Raw genomic sequence first — 20267 nt, forward strand, 5'->3', positions numbered from 1 at the left:
GTTCCGTGTCTACTCATCATGGAACGTACTTGTTGGAGGCGAACCCCTGTAACCGACCCGGCTCAGTCGGCATGTTGTCAACACCAACACGTCAGAGCTTCTTCCGGACTGCCTTCGAAACCTCTTGCATATCGGCATTGATCCGTCAGGCTTGACGTCATGCCAACGCAACGAGAGAGAGCATGGACATGAGCACGGCAGAGACTTCCGGATGGCGCGTACTCTCGGAGCAGGACCTCGACGAGATGTTCACGATACGTGATGCTCTGCTTACGCCGGCTGGGCGGGCAGCTTTTGCCGAGATGCGCTCCGCCACTGCTTGCTCCGACCACTCTGTGTCGAGGGGTTACCTGCCGACTCTTCTACGCTTCGAGAAGCCAGTGGACATCATCCCGGTCGAGGAAAACCAGAAAAACGTCCGTCGTCGGAATGCAGCTCTAAAAACCGACCAGATACGTCCGGCACGGCTTGTTGATGACAAAGCCTGCTGACGACACGACGCCGGAGAGGGATGCAGTTGCCGTGACCGGTCGGTCCCAAGCAGCGGCTGCCGAAGCAGAACCAGTCGACTGTATGACGAGGTCATACAGTTCCTTTATAGCAACGTATGTTATCGGCCCTGTCTTTGAGTCATAGCCGGTGAGACTGCGCCAGATGCCGTCAACATGAGGAGACAGGGCTTTCACAGCGCTAAATATCGGAAGCATTTGCCAATGAGCATCCTTCCGTCACGCTTCACGTCACAGGCACAAGTTCCACGGAGTAGTAGCATGAGCAGAAACCCTGATCTGCTGGAATACCTAGAGTCGGAGTATCCAGAACTGGGAAAATTCGAGTTGCTTCTCATACGAGAGATCCAGAGCTTGTTCCCACAGTATCGGACTCAATCGATCATCGAAGGTGATCTGGTGAACATCGAGACCGACATGCTGGAGCTTTCTGAGGATCTTTTCCACAGCGTTGTCACTGGGCGAAAGTCGTCCGAAGAGGCGGAGCAGTGGCTTGCCGAGTGGGGCCCAAGCAGACACAATGTTGATGTTGAGATCGAGGAATGCCGTCTTCTTCTACAGATCACCTGGGAAGACGTGCCCCACGACTACGGACATGTCGAGGAATATGTGCTTGCTTGTGAGAAGCTCCTCGAAAGAACTAACGAGAAACTTGATCTGGCCCGACGCCGAGGTTTTCAGAAGCGAGCAGCGGCCTCACGTCATGGCAAGGTTGACGATGTGGTGCCCCCTGCGGGGGTGGCCGATGCGACATGCTTCACCGCGTCGGCGGAAAACCGTCCGTGAAACCGATCCTACGGTTTACTTGATAGGAAGCTTCGAGGGCAGCTTGCCTGCGGGGGGGGTCAAGTACGTCCTGATCGTCCTGGATCCCGGAAGACATTCATCATCGCAGCCTCGGTTCATGCGCGCGCTGTTTAGATCGCCTCAACCTCACTGCGTCCCGGACCGTCCGGACGATCGGACAGAGCCGGTTCCAGTAGGTCGATGGTGCGTGGACAACCAGCCGCAACGGTTCAACCGTTTTGCTGGCGGAAGTGTCTGGATGCGCCTACTGTCGGTAGTCACTGACTACCGAAGGGGTCGCTCATGGTTATTGCCTGGACCGCGGACGACCTCAAGAGGTGGCGGGCTCGCATTCGGTGGACCCAGGTCCGCGCAGCTGAGGCAACCCTCATGCACCTGCACGCCTACAAGAATCTGGAAGGCGGCGCCCGGGTGATCACCCCCCGCAATCAGCGCCTGTTCACCCTGACCGAACGCGAACACGCCAGGGCCATGTTCGCGCTCGGCGATGGCGCCGTCCGGCAGGCATACAGCACGGCCGATCGAGCGCTCGAGCGGATGATGCGCCTGGAGGCGGATGGTCTGCTCGTCAGAAACGACGGCAGTCGGAAATTCCGATACCTGAGCCTGTTCAGCGGGATCGAGGCCGCGACTGCGGCGTTCGAACGCATAGGATCCGACGCCGTCCCTGTTGGTTTCGCGGATATCGATCCGACGGCGAACAGCGTCCTGCGTCACAGGTGGCCGGATGTGCCTCGGCTCGGCGACGTCACCACGGTGGACTGGTCGCTGCTCCGCGGACACGTCGACCTCGTTGTCGGCGGGTCGCCCTGTCAGTCGTTCTCGGTCGCCGGGAAACGGTTGGGGATCTCCGACCCGCGCGGGAACCTCGCACTTCATTTCCTGCGTGCGGTTGCCGCTATACAGCCACGGTGGGTTCTGTTCGAGAATGTGCCCGGCCTGCTGACGTCAGGAGATGGTGATGATTACAAGGGTTTTCTTAATGAACTGCAGGTCATCGGGTATTCGTGCGCTTGGCGGATCCTGGACGCGCAACATTTCGGCGTGCCCCAGCGACGTCGGCGGCTCTTCCTCGTTGCAGAGCATTCTCGATCCGCACGTGGACCTGAGCAGATACTCTCTCTCGGCAGAGGCGCGGAGGGGCATTCTCAGGCGCGCGGCGCGAAATGGAAGGCAGCTGCCCGACGTGCTCCGCTCGGTGCTGGAGAAATAGAGCCCGACCTCGACTGGTCGCATGCTTCCGCATGGCTCGCCGATCATGACGGGACGAGGACGATCAGGCGACATGCGGCAAATGATGACGCTTTCTCGGCGGTGGTGGCCGCGGGCGGTCGTCCAGTCAATCCTGCCAAGGGGGCCCGGAACGCTTTGCCTCGGGATCAGGTCGCGACAGTTCCAGACGACGAACCGACATCCACGGTTTATGCGGCAGACATGCGGCACGGCACCATCGGGGCCCAGGCATCCACTTTGCAGTCGCGGCAACGTGGGGGCTGGGCTCTCAACGCCATGCCGTGCGTCGTCCACGACAGCAATGGGGAGAACATCGTCCGTCGCTTCTCGCCGCTCGAGTGCCTGCGGCTGCAAGGGTTCGACGATGACTGGTTCGACGGCCCCCGCCTCGGCGGAAAGCCGATCAACGACGGCGACCGCTACCGCCTCGTCGGTAACAGCTGGGCGGTTCCGGTCGCCGTCTGGATCCTGGAGCGCCTGCTCGCCGTGCATGTTGAGCCGCGGCCGATCTGATCCGTGGGGTCGTCTGGATGCGGGCAGCGGTGAGGTCGGCGGGATCACTGAGGCCGTGGTCAGACCAGGACGCGAGTGCAGTTCTCGCCAGCGCGCCGATCTGATGCGGATCTACCAGATCGTATAGCCGCCGTCCGCGTACACGATGCTCCCGGTCATCAGGCTTGCTGCGTCCGAAGCGAGGAAATGCACTACCGATGCGATCTCGTGCGGCTGGCCGACACGATGCATCGGTGTGTCGGCCAGCCACTGGTCATAAAGAGCGGGCTTGGCCATGCCGAAGCGGGTCAGCGGCGTCTCGATGTAGGTCGGTGCAACCGCGTTCACGCGGACCCCGCGAGCCGCCCATTCAGCCGCCAGCGATTTCGTCAGCTGATGCACCCCTGCCTTCGACGCGTTGTAGGCTGCCTGCTGCTGTGGCCGAACGACGATCGATCCCGCCATCGATCCGATATTGACGATGACGCCCCGACCCTGCTCCAGCATGATCCGGCCGGTCTCGCGACAGCAGCGGAACACACCGTTCAGGTTCACGTCGATCTGCCGCATCCAGTCCTCGTCTCCAAGAGACTCCGCAGCAACCTCGGAGATCACGATGCCGGCGTTGCAGACCAGGATGTCGATCTGCCGGTGTGCTGCATGCACAGCTGCGACGGCGTCGCGAACGCTGTCGCTGCGGGTGACATCGAGCACGACGCCGCTCGCTGCACCACCGGATGCGGCGATCGCATCGACCCCAACCGCGGCTCTGGTGGCATCGAGGTCCGCCACGACGACGTGCGCCCCGGCCTCGGCAAGTGCCTGACCGCAGGCAAGGCCGATGCCGCCGCTGCCGCCGGTGATCAGGGCCACGCGGCCATCCAGCCGCAGCTTCTCGAGATACATCGCGAACTCCCGTCGGCCGGCTCAGCTCAGGACAATGCCGCCGCACACGTTGAGCGACTGACCGGTGACGAACGCTGAAGCGTCAGAGGCGAGGAAGCAGGCCGGCCCGACGACGTCCTCCGGCTGTCCCAGGCGGCGCAACGCGGTGACGGCAACCCATTTGTCGACATTGGACTGATCCGAGAGGTTGGTGCGGCCCATGTCGGTGACGATGATTCCGGGGCACACGCAATTGGCGGTGATGCCGAACTGACCGACCTCCTGCGCCAGCACGCGGGTGAAGCCCATGATCGCCGCCTTGCTGGCGGAGTAGTGCGCCTGCTCGGGGGCGCCGTGCTTGCCGCCGATAGAGGCGATGTTGACGATGCGACCGTAACCCCGCCTGCGCATATGCGGCAGCAGTGCCTGCACGACCAGGAACGTCCCCTTCGCGTTGATGTCCATCACCGCATCCCACTGCGCCTCCTGCAGGTTCTCGACGGTGTTGGCGATCAGGATCCCGGCGTTGTTCACCACGACGTCGATGTGGTCGGCCTGTGCCAGCGCCGCATCCACCATGACGTGTACGCTCCCGCGATCGCTCACGTCCGCAAACAGCGGCAGGCCGCGGCGACCGAACGTCCCGATCTCGGTGGCGACCGCCTTGAGCTCCTCCCGCTGCCGCTCGATGTCGTTCACCACCACGTCGAAGCCGTCGCGCGCCAGGCCAAGCGCGATCGCACGGCCGATGCCGCGGCTGGCGCCGGTGACGAGGGCCACGCGGCCATTCGAAGGCTGTGTCATGTCAGGATCCTCTCGGGTCAGAAGAAGCGGATCTCGCCGCGCAGCACTGCAAGACTGACGGCGGCGATCATCACGACGCCACGGACCTCGTTCTGCAGGTAGAACGGCGCGCCAAGCAGGTTGAGGCCGTTATCCAGCATGCCGATGATCACCACGCCGACCAGCGTTCCCTGCACGGTGGCGCGTCCCGGTTTGAACGCCGTCATGCCGAGGAACACCGCGGTCAGGCTGTCCATCAGGTAGGGCTCACCGGCGCCAGGCTGGCCGGTGCCGAGCCGGGCGGTCAGCATGATGCCGCCCATCGTCGCACCGAGCGCGGACAGGGTCAACGCGATCAGCCGGCAGCGATTAACGTTGATGCCGGACAGCCGTGCGGCCTGGAGGTTCGAGCCGGTGGCGACCAGCGCGCGGCCGACGCGTGTCCGGTTGATCAGGATATAGAAGGCCGAGACCACGACCGCAGCAATGACGATCGGCACCGGGATCAACCCGAACAGATGCCCGGTGGCGATCAGGTAGAACGGCTTCGGGAACTCGGTGTAGATCGAATCACCGCCGTCATAGGCATAGTTCAGCCCGAGTGCGATCGGCCCCATCGCCAGGGTGGCGATCAGCGACGGGATGCGCAGCCGGGTCACCAGCAACCCACTGATCGCGCCGAGCACGACGCCCGCCAGGATCGCCAGCACGATGGCAAGCGCGATCGGCAGCCCGGACCACGCCATCAGCCCGGCCACCAGCACCCCGGACAGGCCGGCGATCTGACCCACCGACAGATCGAACTCGCCGCTCGCCACCGCCACGGTGACACCGGACGAGATCACCATCAGCACCGAGATCTGCACCAGGATGTTGCCGATATTGGCGGCGGACACGAAACGGCCGCTGGCGAGCGCGAACACCACGAAGATCAGCAGCGCCGCCCCGACGGTTCCGTAGCGAGCCGCCAGCGCGCCGTAATCGACCCGGCGCGCCACGGATGCGGACGTTGTGGTGGCAGACATCAGTTCACCTCGATGAGGAGACGATCCTCGGAAAGATCCGCACGCGGCAGGCAGGTGGCGAGGCGCCCGTGCGCAATGCAGTAGACCCGGTCGCACAGGCTGATCAGCTCGGAGAACTCGGCCGACGCGATCAGCACCGCAGCACCCTGTCGCGCGAGATCACGGATCAGCGCGTAGAGCTCGGCCTTGCTGCCGACATCGACACCCTCGGTCGGATTGTCGAGCAGCAGCACCGGCGGGTCTGCAGTCGTGCCGATGCGCGCCAGCCAGCGACCGAAGACCACCTTCTGCTGGTTGCCGCCGGAAAGTTGCAGAATCTCCTGCCCCGGGTCGCTGCATTTCACGCGCAGCCTGGCGACGATGTCGCGCACCGCCGCCAGCGCCGATGTCGTCTGCACGAAACCATACCGGCTGATCTGCGCGAGCGAGCCCGTCAGCACGTTCTCCTCGACCGAGAGCCCGCGGAAGATCGCCTTGCGCAGCCGGTCATCGGCGACGAGGTAGATGCCGTGATCGATCGCCTCGCCGACAGTGCGCGGCAGGCGCGAGAGGTCGGCCAGATGCACCGTTCCCGCCTCGGCCGGCCGGGTGGCACCGGCCAGGCACTCCAGCAGTTCGGTCTGTCCGGCACCGAGCACTCCGGCGACACCCACCACCTCGCCGCGCCGCACGGCGAGTTCCGGCACCTCCAGGCGGCCGATGCGCAGGCCGCGGATCGAGACCGGAGCATCCGACGCCCCCTCCCCGGCCACCGCGTGGCTTGTCCAGTCGGTCTCCTCGATCACCCGGCCGACCATCAGCCGGATGACCGCCGGCAGCGTCGTCTCGGACAGGCTGCCGTCATGTACCTTGCGGCCGTCCTTGAGCACGACGACGCGGTCGCACTGGGCGAACACCTCGTTCATGTGATGCGAGATGAACAGGATGCCGAGGCCTCGCCGTTTCAGTTCGGCGAGGAAGGCGAACAGCCGCTGAGTCTCCGCCAGGGTGAGCGAGGCGGTCGGCTCATCGAGAATGAGGATGCGCGGTTCGGACGCCATCGCCTTCAGGATGTCGAGGATCTTGAGCTCGCCCAGGCTCAGCGTGTCGCACTCGACCGAGAGGTCGATCTGCACGCCGAAGCGATCGGCCAGCGTTTGCGCCGCCGCAGCCAGCGCCCGGCGGTCGATCAGGCCGCCGCGCAACGGCTCACGCCCGAGCATGATGTTCTCGGCGCCAGTCAGCGGCCGGATGATCGCCACCTGCTGGTGCGCGACGGCGATCCCGGCACCGAGCGCATCGGCGACGCGGCGGAACTGCACCGCCCTGCCATTGACCTCAAGACTGCCGGTATCGGGCTGCACCGCGCCGCAGACGATCTTCACCAGCGTCGACTTGCCGGCGCCATTGGCTCCGACCAAAGCCAGCATCTCGCCCGCAGACAGCTCCATATCCACATCGGTAAGTGCTGCGGTGTCGGCGTAGCTCTTGCCGATGCCGCGCGCCCTCAGCAGCGTGCGGCCCGGCGCCGCAGCCGACGCGGGCGCCAGCTCCGCGGTCCGTTGCGCAGCACTCCCCGACATGCTCGTCAGGCCTTCATGCCGGCGAGCGCCCGATCACGGTAGATGTAGTAGAGGTCTGTCGCCTCGTAAGTCGGCTTGCCTTCGGGCGGCATGTTGATGCCGTTCACCAGCAGCGGTGCAGGGAACTCGACCGTCGGCACCGGCACCACCTCCTTGGCGTTGCGTCCCTTGCCGACGATCTCGTTGATCAGCCAGCCGGTATAGGCGCCCCAAACCTCGAACGCCTGTGCAGTCGTGGCCTTCAGAGGATATGCCGGATCGCGCATGCGCTCTACCGCGGTCGACTGGCCGTCCGCCGACACGACGAACACCTTGTCCTGCATGTTTCGCGACTTGATGACCTCGGCCGCCGCCATGCCGGGCTCGTCCCACGGGCACCAGATGGCGTCCAGGTCGTTGCCATACCGTGCAAGCCAGTCATTCACCACGTTCTGCGTCGTCTCGTAGAACGCGGAATACTGGATCACCCGGTCCGCCTCGAGGTTGATCCATTCGTTCTCGGTCAGCACCGCGCGCATTACCTTGCCGCGCTTCCGTGTGCCATGATGGAAATTCGCGATCACCGCGCAGATGTTGGCCTTCTGCTTGCCCTCGCCGAGCAGCCTGTCGACCATGTACTGGGTGTACTGGCCGCCCATCACCCAGTTGTTGCTGGTGATGTCGGCGATCGCCGGCGACTGCCAGCCGCTATCCAGGCTGAAGAACGGGATCTTCGAGCTGGTGAGGTCGTCGAGCGCGCTGTGCGCCGCGGTCAGCGTGCCGTACATCACCAGGATCGCGTCGGACTTGGCGGTGATGGCGTTCTCGACCTGGCTGACCAGCGCGCCCGGATCGCCCTTGGCGTCGGTCATGTTGACCTCCCAGCTCTTGTCGAGCCCGGTCGCCTGCAGCCATTGCTGGAAGCCGGCCCAGCTGCGCTGATCGGACTGCGCCGACATCTGCTGCGCCACGACCGCAAGCTTCACCGGCTTGGTGTTGCTTTGCGCCTGGGCGGCAGTACTGCCGAACGCGAACTGCGCCAGCTGCGCTCCGCCGACCGCGGCGGCGCCGAAGCCGATGCCCTGCAGCAGGCTGCGTCTGGTCGGTTGCAGAATTCGTGAGTCGTTGCTCATCGTTGTGTTCCTCCCTCGATCTTCGTTTTGCTCAGTCAGGTGAACAAGGCTGCGACCTCCCCCGGCTGATCCCAGTGCGGCACATGCCCGGCATCCTGGATCAGGTGGATGGCGCAACGGCTGCCGGCCTGGACCACCTGGGTCCACGGGATGATGCGGTCCTGCACCCCCCAGACGATGCGCACCGGCACGTCGAGCGCCCGCAGGTCCCCGGTGATGTCGATCTGCTGGCCGCCGTCATCGACCAGCGCGTCGGCAAGTGCTATCAGCCGCCCACGCGAAAGCTCGGCGGCGAGCGCGTCGAGCTGCACCGGCGTGAGGGCCGTCGGGCGCACAACCAGGCGGCGCAGCAGGTGTTGCAGGGCGCCACCTGTGCGCGCCCGGACGGTGCTGCGGATGAAGTCGACGTCGATGGCGCGGTCGAGACCCGCCGGTGCCAGCAGCGTCAGCCGCCGTACCCGGGCCGGAACGCGCCGTGCCGCCCGCACGGCGATCGCACCGCCAAGGGAATGCCCGACCAGCTCGACCGGCTCGTCACCCAGAGTTTCAAGGAACTTTGAGACCGCATCGGCGGCGTCGTCGATCCCGGACACGGCCATCGTGGTATTGCCGTGACCAGGCAGGTCGATGGCGGTCAACGTCCGGCCGGCACGGGCAAGGCTGGAGGCAAGGACCGACCAGCTCTGCACATCGGCGGCAAGCCCATGCAGCAGCACGATACGCGTGTTCGAGGCGTTCGCTGGCCCCCAGTCGCGCCGCTCGAGGCGACCTCCCGGTGCGGCCGCGGACGTCGTCGGCTGCACATCCACAGCCTCGATCCGGCCACGCCGCCCGCTGCCGACCAGGCCAGCCAGCTCGATGCCCTGCTGCCGCGCCAAGCGCCGGGCCAGCGGGGTTGCGCGCACAGAGCCAAGCGGCGCGGCCTGGTGAGCCGCCTCGTGGACCTCAACCGCAACCGCCGCGGCGGCCGGGAAGGAGGCGGTCGCTGGCGCTGCTTCCGGTTCCGGTTCCGGTTCCGGCGGGGTGGCTGCGGCACCCTCGCGGCCATCCTCGTATCGGCACAGCACGGCACCGACATCGGCATCCTCGCCGGCATCGACGAGGATCTCGGCCAGCACACCGTCAGCCAGCGCCGGCATCTCGACCACGGTCTTGTCGCTCTCGATCTCGACCAAGGTCTCGCCACGCCGGAACGCCTCGCCCGGCTGCTTCAGCCAGGCGCTGACACGACCGGTCTCCATAGTCTCGCCGAGGCGCGGCAGGGTGAATTCGGCGATCATCGGCGCAGCATCCGCTGCACGGTCGAGACGATCAGCTCCGGCGTCGGTATGCTGGACGCTTCGAGCGACGGCGCCACCGGGATCGGGATGTCCTCCCCCGCTAGGCGGACCACCGGATCCTCAAGATAATCGAAGCACTCTTCAGAAATGCGCGCCGCCAGTTCCGCCGCCACGCCAGCGGTCAGCGGCCCCTCGCTCACCACCACGGCACGGCCGGTGCGCTCCACGGAGGCGATGACCGTGTCCATGTCGAGCGGATTGAGCGTGCGAAGGTCGATCACTTCGAGCTCCACGCCGGATTTTGTCAGCGTCTCCGCCGCCGCGAGGGCCACATGCACCATGCGCGAATACGTCACGAGCGTCGCGTGCGAGCCGGGCCGCCGGACAACCGCCTGACCCCAGGGGACGCCCGGCGCGTCCAGGTCTGCCATCTCCTTCCGCGTGTAGAGCGACTTGTGCTCGATGAACACCACAGGATCCGGCAGAGTCAGGCTATGACGCAGCAGATGGTAGGCGTCCTCGGCGGTCGCCGGCATCGCCAGCCGAAGCCCGGGGGTGTGCATGATCCAGGCTTCGAGGCTTTGGGAGTGCTGTGCGCCGGCGGATCGGCCCGTGCCGCCTTGCGTGCGCAACACCATCGGCACGCCGATCTGGCCGCCGAACATGTAACGGATCTTCGCGGCCTGGTTGGCGAGCTGGTCCATCACCAGCCCCAGGAAATCGACATACATCAGCTCGACAACCGGACGCAGCCCGGTCATTGCCGCCCCCACCGCGACGCCGACGATCGCCGGCTCGCTGATCGGCGTGTCGATCAGCCGGGCAGCGCCGAACTCGGCGATCAGGTCCTTGGTGACCCCGTAGGCGCCTCCATAGGCGCCCACCTCCTCGCCGATGACGACAACCGTCTCATCCGCACGCATCGAATCCTGCAGCGCCTTTCGGAGCGCATCGCGATAGGTGATCTCGGTGCTGGCCATGCTGGTGATCCGTTCAGGACGCGAGGATGCGGTCGAGGCGATGGGCGAGCGGCTCGGGCTCCGCCTCGCCGGGCCCATACACATCGCGGAACATGCTGTGGCTCGCCGGCGCTTCCGCGGCCGCAGTGAAATCGATGGTCGCGTCCATTTCGCGCGCCACCTCGGCATCCAGGGCATCGAGCGTGGCCGTGTCGCTCTGCCCGCTCGACAGCAGCGTGTCGCGCGCTCGGGTCACCGGATCGCGCTTGCGACCGATGCTTTCCTCCTCGGCCGTGCGGTAGGGCGACTTGTCCATGCGGCCATGCCCGAAGAAGCGGAAGCAGGACACGGCCATGAAACCGGGGCGGCCGTTCCTGGCTCCGTCGGCCAGCGTCTGCGCAGTTTCGCGCACCGCCTCGACATCCTCACCATCGACCATCGCGGCCGCCAGCCCGAAGGCCTCCGCGCGCCGATCGAACTCGATCGACCGGGTAGCGCGGTCGATGCGCGTGCCCATGCCATACTGGTTGTTGATGCATACGAACAGCACCGGCAGATCCCAGAGTGCCGCCATGTTCATGCTCTCGTACAGCACACCCTGCTGCATCGCGCCGTCGCCGAAGAAGCCCACCGAGATCGCATCGCGCTTCAGGTTCTTGTAGCTAAGGCCTGCACCGACAACGTGCGGGATGCCGCCCCCGACGATCGCGTTCGCGCCAAGATGACCCAGCGCCATGTCCGCGATGTGCATCGAGCCGCCCTTGCCGCGGCAATATCCAGCCTCCTTGCCCCCGATCTCCGCCATCATGCGGCCCGGATCGGCACCGCGCGCCAGAAATATGCCGTGGCCGCGGTGATGGGTGGTGAAGCTGTCCTGCGGCCGCATCGCCGCCGCCACACCGGCAGCCGCGCCCTCCTCGCCGATCGACAGATGCAGCATCGACCCCGCCGACAGCCCGCGCGCATACAGCTCGGCCACGCGTTCCTCGAAGGTGCGGATGCGCCGCATCGTGCGGTAGAGCTCCGGCAGCATCGTATTCGGAAGCGTCATGACGGAACGACCTCGCGGAGCGGCTTCAGGGCAGAATAGAGTTCGGAGTATCGGCGATAGATCGTGTCGTAGCGGTCAACGTTGGCCGGGATCGGCTCGATCCGTCGGCCCGGGCGGACCATCGCGGAAATGCCGTCATCGATGCTGGCGAAATGCCCGGCACCGTGCGCCGCCAATACCGCCGCGCCCAGCGACGGCGCCTCTGCGACCTCGGGCACCACCACCGGCAGGCCGGAGGTGTCGGCGTGGATCTGCAGCCAAAGCGGCGACCGCGTGGCGCCACCGCCGGCAGTGATTTCGGCAGCACCGCAACCAGCCTCAGCCATACGGTCGATGATCGCCCGGGTGCCGAAACCGATCCCCTCCAGCATGGCGCGAAACAGATGCGCCGCAGTGTGGTGCAGCGATAATCCGGTGATGGCGCCGCGTGACAGCGGGTCGGTGTACGGTGTGCGGTTGCCCTGGAAATGGTCCAGCACCAGAAGGCCATCGGCGCCGGGCTCAAGCCTGGCCGCCTCCTGGTTCAGCGCATCGAGATCGAGCGCGTCGCCGGTCAGCCGCCGCAACCAGGCGATGATCGAGCCGGTCGAGGTCTGGCCGCCTTCCAGGATCGTGCGGTCGGGATACACCGCATCGGCGTAGCTGCCCCACAGTCCCGGCACGTGGGCGGCAGTGCTGCCCACCGCGAATTGCAGATGCGAGGATCCGGTGATGAGCGCGAGCTGGCCCGGCTTCGCGACAGCCAAGCCGATCATGCCGATCAACGCATCTGCGCCGCCCTGCACCACCTGCACGGTTTCGGCGAGGCCGAGATGGTCGGCGGCGCGCGCGGTCAGCCGGCCGATCACGGTGCCGGGCGCCAATACCTCCTGCGGCCACTTCGCCCGCAACTCACCGAGATCGAGGGCAGCGAGCAGGCTGTTCGGCCACCCACCCGCATCGGCGCGGTAGTGCCAGCGGATCGACGCGTTGTTCAGGCTGGCGGCGCGACGACCGGTCAGCCGCCAGGTGATGAAGTCCTGGTATTCGCAGATGGTGTGGGCGGTCCGGAAGATCTTCGGCTCGTGCCGTGCCAGCCAGAGCGCCTTCGGGATCATCCACTCGGCGGAGACCGGCCCGGCACCGGCGCCGTTGATGCAAAGCGCCGCATCGGCTGTCGCCAGCACCGCATTCGCCTCATTTCCGGCGCGCACGTCCATCCAGATGATCGCCGGTCGCAACGGCCGGGCCGCCTCGTCCAGTGCCACGACGGTGCAGCAGGTGGTGGTCGCGCAGAGTGCGTCTATGTCGTAGACGCCGACTCCCGCCTCCTCGACGCTTCGGCGCACCGCGACACCGAGCGCCGACCACCACGTTTCGGGATCCTGCTCGGCGCGCGCGCCGGAAGAGAACTGCGTGGCATACGGTGCGGCGGCCGAGGCGACGCGGCGACCAGAAAGGTCGAAAACCGTCGCCCGCACGCTCTCCGTCCCGCCATCGATGCCGATCACATAGGCCATTCAGCCGCATCCACCCGCGCCCGGTAGCCACCCGATGCTCTGCACATCTGATGCGACAGGCGACATTTGATCTTGAAAGCACATTCGTCGTTTGGCGCGACGGATGTCAATCGGTAATCTGGCGGCGATGGCACGATCCCCGACGATGACCCTGAACCTGGCGCACGAGCCGGATGCCGACATCATGGTGCGGGCGGCGTGGCTGTACCACGTCGGCGGCATGACCCAGGAGGAGGTCGCGCGTCGGCTCGGATTGCATCGCACCCGGGTTGTGCGGCTGCTCAGCGATGCCCGGGAACGCGGCCTGGTCAGCGTAACCATCAACCACGAGACGATCCGCGACCTCGACATCGAGGACGCCATCGCGCGCCGTTACGGTCTCGACTTCTGCCTCGCCACGCCAACGATGGGCTTCGAGGAGAGACACGGCGAGCCGAGGCTGGTGGCCGCCCAGGAGATGATCGCGCGCCGTGCAGTTGGGGGTGCCGCGGCCAACTTCCTGAAGGGGAAACTCGCCGGCGGATCCCCGGTGACCGTAGGCGTGAGCTGGGGACGCACGCTGGAACAGATGACGCTGCATCTCTCAGGGGTGCAGAACCCGCAGGCACGTTTCGTGTCGCTGATGGGCTCGCTGACCCGCAACTCCGCATCCAACCCTTTCGAGGTGGTGCAGGCGCTGGCGGCACGGACCGGTGGCGAGGGCCATTTCCTGCCGGTGCCGTTCATCGCCGATTCCGAAGCCGACCACGCCGTCCTGATCTCGCAACGGACGGTGGCGGAGGCACTGGAACTGGCACTGTCGGCGGATTTCTACATGATCAGCGTGGGTGAGCTGCGCGACACGGCCTTCCTGCGCCTGCACGGGATGCTCTCTGCCGCCGAGCTGAAGAGCGTGCGTGCCAGGGGCGCTGTCGCGGACTCGCTCGGTCGGCTTTTCGGTCGTGACGGCAACCCTATAGATCATGAACTGTCCCGGCGCACCCTGGCCGTGGACTTCGATCAGCTGCGTGGACGTGATGTGGTGCTTGCAGCAGGCGGCATGAACAAGGTCCCGGCGATCCAGGCACTGCTCCGGACCGGGATCGTTCGTGGGCTGGTGATCGACGGTGACGCCGCACAGGCCCTGGCCGCCTTGCCCCCATCAGGATCCGGCTGAACCGCTCTGGCCCCACCACACTGATGCTGTTGTGGCGGCATGTGCGTCTGCTGTGGAGCATCAGCAGGTCAGGTCACCTCCGGGGCAGCGCATTCGGCAACCGGACGACGCCGCTCTCGGACCGCCACCGGCGCCGACGTCTCGACCGCGACTGGCCGGGCGCCGCGGCAGCCTCCTGTGGTCGCCACGGCATAGTGTCGAGAGGTCCCAGTCCCCGCATGCCCCAACCAGCCCGCCACCAGAGCTTGGTTACCGACAAACGTCGCGCGGACATCAGCACAACGCTGATGCCTGATATCGTAGGCCGAGATGCGCCGCGGGAATCCCAGGGCCTGACCCAAAGCGGTCACGGCCATGCTTGCGGCAGCAGGCGAGCATCCAGCGCTCAACCGGACCAGATTGCCCACTGACGCGTCAGCCATCTGGAGCAGGTGCCCAGTCGGTCCGTTGCCGTCGTCTGCAACGGTCAGTCGCCGCCACGCCTGCCCTGCTCCGGGGGAAACCTTCGCACCCGCGATCAGAATCTCGATACCCGCGTCCGTCCGACGCACGGCAACCCCCCAGCATGCTTCCAGTGGTCGGCATCCGGTTGCCAGGATGACCGCCAAAATATTCAGGTGTCGATGCTGCCCGTCGGCAGCAGCGTCCCACAGCTGCTGCAGCCAGGCATGCGGGAGCTCATGAAGATGCCGGCGCTTGGATTTCGCGTTCCGCGTCCTTGGCGATGGACCTCGATGCAGCAGCGCAATATCGCCGCGAGGCAGTGGCGGCCAACGTTCCGCCTCGGGCACCCACAGAGCAATCCGCTCGACTGCGTCAGCGACAGTGCCGGTCCGCAGGCGCAGGTCCTGCAGCGCGCTGGCAACCTCGACGTGACATCGACGGCACCATGCGGCTCGCCTGACAGACGAGGAGTTGCCGTTCTCGATCCCGGCCGTGGGGCCAGCCCAACCGCTGCCTGCTGCCGATCGCTCGATTACGAGGCGCGCAGCAACAGTCCGGTATTCAAGTGCTGTGCTCCGGCGGAGCGGGCCGAACTGCGCGGAGGCCAGAACCGATGCAGCGCGCCGCAGCAGGTCGTGAGCGTCATTTCGCAGCATTTTGAGCCTCCTTTTTGCCGTAGGCCATGGTAGGATTAACGCTTGCAAGCAACTGCACGGAACCCGTGCAACACTCATCGGGTATTGCGGAATCAAGACTCTCAAGGTCGGCGATACGGTCGCCACGCCGCGACGTTGCCGGGGAAATACCGTAAGGTAAACGCAAGGCGCTCCTCATGATCAGGCAGATCACGCTGAGCGCGCACCCGGGTGACTGACGTGACCCGGTCGTTGAACCACATCGTGCAAAAATCGACGCCGTGGCAAAATGAGCGGCCAGCAGTATCCTGCACCGGCGCAGCAACCTGCAGGGATCGGATGGCAACAGCTCATAAAGGAGGTCCATTCCCCGCGGCCGGGAGTTCCCTGCTCGAATGTCCCAGGACGGGCGCCTTCTGTTCGTCCGTCGGTCGACCTGTCCCGGCATGTGGAGGCCGACGCCATGATGCTAGCGCGGCAGGCCCGGATGCGCGCAGGCTGTTGGTAATCCCACAGCGCAGCAGCAAGCTTGGAGCAGCATGCACAAGTCCAAACCGCGACAAGCGGAACCCGAGCGATCAAACGCCGGGCTGCTGATAACCGTCACGGTAGATCGAGCACAACGCTCGGCGAACACAGGAGAAGCCTTTGGGTGTCGAGCTTTTTATCCTTGATCGACGTATCATCGACCTCGAGATCGGCGACACGCATCACGTGGTCGGTATCTGTCGTCCCATAGGCAAGATCAGCGAAATGACTGCGGGCCGCGCGAAGGCAATCGCCGATGCAGCAGCCCTTCCCGCGCCGCCGGCTGTGATGATCTCCACTCCGAGCAACCTCGCGCTCGAGGATGGGAGCCTGACGTCGGCGCACCGCGTCCTGGGATGGGATCATGACCGTAGCGGTGTCACCGACCAGGGCTGGGATTTCCTGCCTGTCCTGGGTTTCGCAATACGCCACTCTAGCAAGGAAAGTTACGCGCTCCACGAGCTCCTCGACGACATCTCGCGCCCTGTCAGCCGGGCACGTGGCGTGGAACTCGGTCTCCTCGACGAAACCGGGCACCTGATCAGGCGGGGCCAGCCTCGAATCACGGGTTGCAGCAGCGTGCAGCCCTTCATCTCCGGCTACGCGCAGGCGCAGGTCGAGATGGAGGGTGGCCGCAGTGAGAAGCTGGTGATCCGCGCGCCGAGAGGCTCGCCGCCGCCGGAGTGGCTGGTCGGGCAGCGGCCAATGGATGTCGAGAGCTACGACCCGGCATAGGGGCTCGCAGGGGCGGATAACAGCCAGACTTTCGCCTGCGGCGGGATCGCGCGATGCACCCGAACCTCGCCGGAACCCGCTGGACCGGGCACAACCGTAGGTGGCCCCGGGGTTCGAGTAGGTTGTCGCGGTCCCTTGACGGTGCGACCTGGAAGTGGGGCTTGTCAGGCGGTTATGGACTCCCGTTGATGCGACTGCTCCAGGCTCATGCGATTTCGGCGCCGGGTTGGTGAACCCTGCTACCGGTCCCGGCCAATGTCGTCGGTTTCCGGATGCCATCGCTGACACTTGGAACAGGTTCTGAGGAATGGGATGGTCGACTGAACCAAAGATTTTTTGCTCAACCGCCAGTAACTCAGCCGGGCGCGCAGATCCTCCTGCTGCAGCAGGGCAAAAACCGCCACGATGAAGACGATGCCGGAGATCGCCCGCGGGGACAGGATCGGCGAGAGACAGCGTCAAGCGAGTTCGAGCGGCGACAAGCCGAGAGCCGGGTTATCCAACAATTGCGCCGCCGCCGGGGTGGGTGGGGCGGCATGATGCGCCGGAGCCACCTTGGTCGGGCTGAGCCGTTCCACGATTGTCGACACACACCCCAACCGGATACGCGCGCATCCTTGTCACCTTTGTCTCGATCGCAGCCGTGTATCGCCCCAGATTGCGTCGCGCCGCCATCTCTCGGCTGATCCAGCAAACGGCTTCGCGTCGGATGGGGTTCAACGCCACGCCGACCACGGTTGAAGCCTGTCTTAGTAACAGCTGTTTTACTTGCAACGAGAGAATCTTTGTCAACCCCCAGGACGTCGCAGCAATCCCGCGTCTCCCCTCCAGGGCATCGCCCTGCAAGGAAAAGAAGACTCCATTTTATCCTCGACACGGAGTGGCTTGCAGCGCCGGGGGCATCTCCTTGCCAGGGTATCGCCCACAAGGAAACGATTACTCTATTCGTGTCTATGTTCAGGGCCTTGGCGTAATTCGGCGCCCCCGCCAGGGCACCGCGCGACAAGGAAAGAGTTCGCGTTCTTTTTTGTCAACACTCATGGCTCTGTCGCAATTGGCGTCTCGCCGCCAGGGCATCATGCGACAAGCAAAAGCGGTTTTCCTTGCGAAGCATTTTGACGCTGACTAGGAAAACTGTAATCGCAGTTCATCTGGATCGTTTTCTGGGATCTCCGAAACCGATTGACTCTCCCGACTGGAGGAGATCAATGTGGTGGGAGTTGATGAGGAGAATTAGTTTCGAGCGGCGGGTGGAATGCGGAGTTGAGAGCGCTACCGCATTGCGCATCCTGCACTGGATATCCAGTCCCTTCTAGAGACTGCGACCGGAAATCCGTCTGAATCTATGCAGACTCCGTCTATATGGAAATCAATTGGAATTCGGGATTGACAATAATAAATAGAGTGTCCTCCTTTAGGTCGTGAATTCCTTATAATAATGATGCAGGACAGTGCGTCGTGTTCCTGCGACAGGAGACAGCCGTGACGACCATTGCAGACCCCTTCCACGTCCGCCTCGAGGCGAGGAACTCCGAGCGGCTCCAGGGTGCTCTCAGGAGAGTCCAGACCGACCGTGGCCAGGATCATCTCGGCCTAGCTCGCCTGCTGAGCCTACCAGCCCGCGCAAAGAAAACCCTTGAGGCACTAGGATTGCCGAAACGCCTTCGGCGCACCGCGATCTTCACCTACGCGAGGAGCGGCGCTGAGTGCGCTGCATACCAGTCGGCAATCCCCACCACACAGGCAGTTCTGAGACAAATTAGGCACCCAGGAAATGAACCAATTTCTCTCGTCCGATATTTTGCGGATGCCTCTTCGCGCAATGACGTCCGACATGCTCGAGTTTGTTGCTGGCCTGCAATCAGCACGGCGCCTGTATCTCCCGCCGATCGTTGTGAGTCTGGTCGAGTCCACCACGCATGCCGAGCATCCAGCCGTCGCACTCGCGCGGATCAGTAAAAGCAGTACCCTCTGGGTTGAGTTTGATACAAACGGCGACTGCGGCCGGTTTCGCGAGGGCTACCTGTGCCGCTCACATGGCGACGATGTAAGTGTCGCCTATGCACTGTCCTATCGGGGCAGACCAGTTATCTCGGCAAGCCGGGGTGCGATCCTCTCGCGCGATGGAGGCGGACGTACGTTCTGGGAGCACGGAAGAAGCCTCTCCGTGGTCGAGAGGACAGCCCTGCAGGAAATTGCTAACAACGCGTCTCGCATACTCGCCCGCTTTTCGTGCGCGCTCTCGACTGGGCCCGCACGATTTGCCAATGGGTGCGAGGAGGTGCTGCCGTAACCCGATCGCGTGAGCTCGGCACTGCCGGGCCAGGCTGCGCCTCCTGCTCGGGCCGCCGCCCCGCTGATGTACGGACGCCAGCTACAATTTTACCCGCCCTAGCTAATCTATGGAGGAGTTTATACCCCGCGCTCTGACTACAATGGGAAGGCAGCGCCCTGCGTCCACAGAGCCGACTGTGGCGGAACAGACTGGGTTCTCGACGTTTCAGGCCGTCGACGCTGTCGGCATAGCTCGCGGCATTGGGCTCAGCACCCGCATCTAGCGAACATGCTGCCGAGTCCAAGCTCGGCCGAGGAGAGGTTTACGACGACGTTGAAGAGCCTCCGCCACGAATTGTCGATGACATCCCCTGTTGACGACAGGGCCGCCTACAGGACGCCCCCGACGAGAGCAGAGGCAAACCAGAGCAGGGTTGCACCGCGCCATAGCTAATGCCTGATCATGGAACTCTGGCACTATGCCATCGCATGATCGAGACCGGGTGCGGCCGATGCGGGACGGCTGCGCGGTAGTCAAGGACTACCGAAGCATCGGGCTGAGCTTCCGCCGTCACCTGTGTGATTCCTGCGGCCGGTTCTACAGGCACGTCGGATGATCACGTGCGCAGCGCCGCAGCACGTGCCTGACGGACGCCGGATCGGCGTGCCCCGCATCATGCTGGTGCGGCAGAAGCCGGGCGCCGCCAAGGGCGTGATGTTCATCACCATCGAGGACGAGACGGGCGTCGCCAGCCTCGTCCTGTGGCCGAACTGCTTCGAGAAACATCGCCGCATGGTTCTGCTGTCCGGGATGATCGCCTGCCACGGCAAAGTCCAACGCGAGGGCGAGGTGGTCCATGTCGTCACGGGCAGGCTCGAGGACCTGACGGCATTGCTGCGGTCGATCGGCAACAAGGACGACCCGTTCCGGATCCAGCACAGACCGGGGGATGGCGCGACGCATTCGGCGTTGCGGGCTCCACAAGACGGGCCTGGGGCTGGATCGGCGGATGGCCAGTCCGCAACAACTACGTGCCGGACCTGCGGATCGGGTGCGGCATCAAGGTGCGGACGCGAGGCTTCCCCGGGATACAGTCGCATCACGGTCCTACCCAAGCCGAACGAGTTCGAGCGAGACGGCGGCCAGCCAAGCAATGGAGCCTCGGAGGCGTGCTCTTCCTGATCTGGACGCCCTCAGTGCGGTGTCGGACTTTACACCCTCCGGCGGTGGGAGCAGGCTGCCCACCAAGCGAATAATTGCCCATGCTCGAGCAAACGAGCGGGGCGGGAGTGTCCAG

General features: G+C 64.8%; 17 protein-coding genes. 7 read left to right on the forward strand and 10 right to left on the reverse strand.

Annotated features, from left to right (window positions below):
• Positions 1-182 precede the first annotated feature (182 nt).
• The 3 genes from ACOEQ2_RS01385 (at position 183) to ACOEQ2_RS01395 (ending at position 3062) form a co-directional block, all read left to right on the forward strand.
• Positions 183-491 (forward strand): hypothetical protein, encoded by a 309-nt coding sequence (locus tag ACOEQ2_RS01385; RefSeq protein ID WP_419729606.1) that lies wholly within the window; start codon positions 183-185, stop codon positions 489-491.
• Positions 492-770: 279 nt separating this feature from the next.
• Complete coding sequence (locus tag ACOEQ2_RS01390) at positions 771-1295, forward strand: hypothetical protein (RefSeq protein ID WP_419729607.1); 525 nt, start codon at positions 771-773, stop codon at positions 1293-1295.
• Between the two features lie 390 nt (positions 1296-1685).
• The gene (locus tag ACOEQ2_RS01395) at positions 1686-3062 is read left to right on the forward strand and encodes a DNA cytosine methyltransferase (protein WP_419729608.1); all 1377 of its coding nucleotides are present in this window, start codon (positions 1686-1688) and stop codon (positions 3060-3062) included.
• A 111-nt stretch (positions 3063-3173) separates the two neighbouring features.
• Here ACOEQ2_RS01395 and ACOEQ2_RS01400 read toward each other — a convergent pair whose 3' ends face one another.
• Genes ACOEQ2_RS01400 through ACOEQ2_RS01440 form a run of 9 tightly spaced genes read right to left on the reverse strand, consistent with a single transcriptional unit; the run spans position 3174 to position 13197 of the window.
• Positions 3174-3947, reverse strand: a complete 774-nt coding sequence (locus tag ACOEQ2_RS01400; protein ID WP_419729609.1) for an SDR family NAD(P)-dependent oxidoreductase — start codon at positions 3945-3947, stop codon at positions 3174-3176.
• A gap of 21 nt (positions 3948-3968) precedes the next feature.
• Positions 3969-4730, reverse strand: a complete 762-nt coding sequence (locus ACOEQ2_RS01405; RefSeq protein WP_419729610.1) for an SDR family NAD(P)-dependent oxidoreductase — start codon at positions 4728-4730, stop codon at positions 3969-3971.
• A 17-nt stretch (positions 4731-4747) separates the two neighbouring features.
• Positions 4748-5734, reverse strand: coding sequence for an ABC transporter permease (locus ACOEQ2_RS01410; RefSeq protein WP_419729611.1), 987 nt, complete (start codon positions 5732-5734; stop codon positions 4748-4750).
• Complete coding sequence (locus ACOEQ2_RS01415; protein ID WP_419729612.1) at positions 5734-7296, reverse strand: sugar ABC transporter ATP-binding protein; 1563 nt, start codon at positions 7294-7296, stop codon at positions 5734-5736. Before ACOEQ2_RS01415 ends, ACOEQ2_RS01410 begins: the two co-directional genes overlap by 1 nt.
• A gap of 5 nt (positions 7297-7301) precedes the next feature.
• A complete protein-coding gene (locus ACOEQ2_RS01420; protein ID WP_419729613.1) occupies positions 7302-8408 on the reverse strand; it encodes a sugar ABC transporter substrate-binding protein in 1107 nt (368 codons plus the stop codon).
• A 35-nt stretch (positions 8409-8443) separates the two neighbouring features.
• Positions 8444-9688: an acetoin dehydrogenase dihydrolipoyllysine-residue acetyltransferase subunit gene (locus ACOEQ2_RS01425; protein WP_419729614.1), complete on the reverse strand. Its 1245-nt coding sequence runs from the start codon at positions 9686-9688 to the stop codon at positions 8444-8446.
• A complete protein-coding gene (locus ACOEQ2_RS01430; RefSeq protein ID WP_419729615.1) occupies positions 9685-10668 on the reverse strand; it encodes an alpha-ketoacid dehydrogenase subunit beta in 984 nt (327 codons plus the stop codon). Before ACOEQ2_RS01430 ends, ACOEQ2_RS01425 begins: the two co-directional genes overlap by 4 nt.
• A 13-nt stretch (positions 10669-10681) precedes the next feature.
• Complete coding sequence (locus tag ACOEQ2_RS01435) at positions 10682-11698, reverse strand: thiamine pyrophosphate-dependent dehydrogenase E1 component subunit alpha (protein WP_419729616.1); 1017 nt, start codon at positions 11696-11698, stop codon at positions 10682-10684.
• Entirely contained in the window at positions 11695-13197 is a 1503-nt protein-coding gene (locus tag ACOEQ2_RS01440; protein ID WP_419729617.1) for an FGGY-family carbohydrate kinase, read from the reverse strand. Before ACOEQ2_RS01440 ends, ACOEQ2_RS01435 begins: the two co-directional genes overlap by 4 nt.
• 103 nt (positions 13198-13300) lie before the next feature.
• On the opposite strand from ACOEQ2_RS01440, the gene ACOEQ2_RS01445 reads away from it, so the two are divergent.
• On the forward strand, positions 13301-14353 hold the full coding sequence (locus tag ACOEQ2_RS01445) for a sugar-binding transcriptional regulator (protein WP_419729618.1): 1053 nt from the start codon (positions 13301-13303) through the stop codon (positions 14351-14353).
• Between the two features lie 68 nt (positions 14354-14421).
• Here the strand turns inward: ACOEQ2_RS01445 and ACOEQ2_RS01450 are convergent, their stop codons facing one another.
• Positions 14422-15453 carry a hypothetical protein gene (locus ACOEQ2_RS01450; protein WP_419729619.1) on the reverse strand — a complete coding sequence of 344 codons (1032 nt, stop codon included), beginning with the start codon at positions 15451-15453 and terminating at the stop codon, positions 14422-14424.
• 627 nt (positions 15454-16080) lie between these two features.
• On the opposite strand from ACOEQ2_RS01450, the gene ACOEQ2_RS01455 reads away from it, so the two are divergent.
• From ACOEQ2_RS01455 to ACOEQ2_RS01465, 3 genes are all read left to right on the forward strand, one after another.
• Positions 16081-16695, forward strand: a complete 615-nt coding sequence (locus tag ACOEQ2_RS01455) for a hypothetical protein (RefSeq protein ID WP_419729620.1) — start codon at positions 16081-16083, stop codon at positions 16693-16695.
• A 1774-nt stretch (positions 16696-18469) separates the two neighbouring features.
• Complete coding sequence (locus tag ACOEQ2_RS01460; protein WP_419729621.1) at positions 18470-18988, forward strand: hypothetical protein; 519 nt, start codon at positions 18470-18472, stop codon at positions 18986-18988.
• Positions 18989-19609: 621 nt separating this feature from the next.
• Entirely contained in the window at positions 19610-20152 is a 543-nt protein-coding gene (locus ACOEQ2_RS01465; protein WP_419729622.1) for an OB-fold nucleic acid binding domain-containing protein, read from the forward strand.
• The last annotated feature ends 115 nt before the right edge of the window (positions 20153-20267 follow it).

It is taken from the genome of Lichenicola sp., from assembly GCF_965198575.1.
GTDB lineage: Bacteria > Pseudomonadota > Alphaproteobacteria > Acetobacterales > Acetobacteraceae > Lichenicola.

Coding starts and splice junctions, on each gene's coding strand:
- ACOEQ2_RS01390 (WP_419729607.1), top strand. CDS start 771: ATGAGCAGAAACCCTGATCTGCTGGAATACCTAGAGTCGGAGTATCCA.
- ACOEQ2_RS01445 (WP_419729618.1), top strand. CDS start 13,301: ATGTCAATCGGTAATCTGGCGGCGATGGCACGATCCCCGACGATGACC.
- ACOEQ2_RS01385 (WP_419729606.1), top strand. CDS start 183: ATGGACATGAGCACGGCAGAGACTTCCGGATGGCGCGTACTCTCGGAG.
- ACOEQ2_RS01410 (WP_419729611.1), bottom strand. CDS start 5,734: ATGTCTGCCACCACAACGTCCGCATCCGTGGCGCGCCGGGTCGATTAC.
- ACOEQ2_RS01435 (WP_419729616.1), bottom strand. CDS start 11,698: ATGACGCTTCCGAATACGATGCTGCCGGAGCTCTACCGCACGATGCGG.
- ACOEQ2_RS01430 (WP_419729615.1), bottom strand. CDS start 10,668: ATGGCCAGCACCGAGATCACCTATCGCGATGCGCTCCGAAAGGCGCTG.
- ACOEQ2_RS01420 (WP_419729613.1), bottom strand. CDS start 8,408: ATGAGCAACGACTCACGAATTCTGCAACCGACCAGACGCAGCCTGCTG.
- ACOEQ2_RS01460 (WP_419729621.1), top strand. CDS start 18,470: ATGAACCAATTTCTCTCGTCCGATATTTTGCGGATGCCTCTTCGCGCA.
- ACOEQ2_RS01400 (WP_419729609.1), bottom strand. CDS start 3,947: ATGTATCTCGAGAAGCTGCGGCTGGATGGCCGCGTGGCCCTGATCACC.
- ACOEQ2_RS01405 (WP_419729610.1), bottom strand. CDS start 4,730: ATGACACAGCCTTCGAATGGCCGCGTGGCCCTCGTCACCGGCGCCAGC.
- ACOEQ2_RS01450 (WP_419729619.1), bottom strand. CDS start 15,453: ATGCTGCGAAATGACGCTCACGACCTGCTGCGGCGCGCTGCATCGGTT.
- ACOEQ2_RS01395 (WP_419729608.1), top strand. CDS start 1,686: ATGCACCTGCACGCCTACAAGAATCTGGAAGGCGGCGCCCGGGTGATC.
- ACOEQ2_RS01425 (WP_419729614.1), bottom strand. CDS start 9,688: ATGATCGCCGAATTCACCCTGCCGCGCCTCGGCGAGACTATGGAGACC.
- ACOEQ2_RS01440 (WP_419729617.1), bottom strand. CDS start 13,197: ATGGCCTATGTGATCGGCATCGATGGCGGGACGGAGAGCGTGCGGGCG.
- ACOEQ2_RS01415 (WP_419729612.1), bottom strand. CDS start 7,296: ATGTCGGGGAGTGCTGCGCAACGGACCGCGGAGCTGGCGCCCGCGTCG.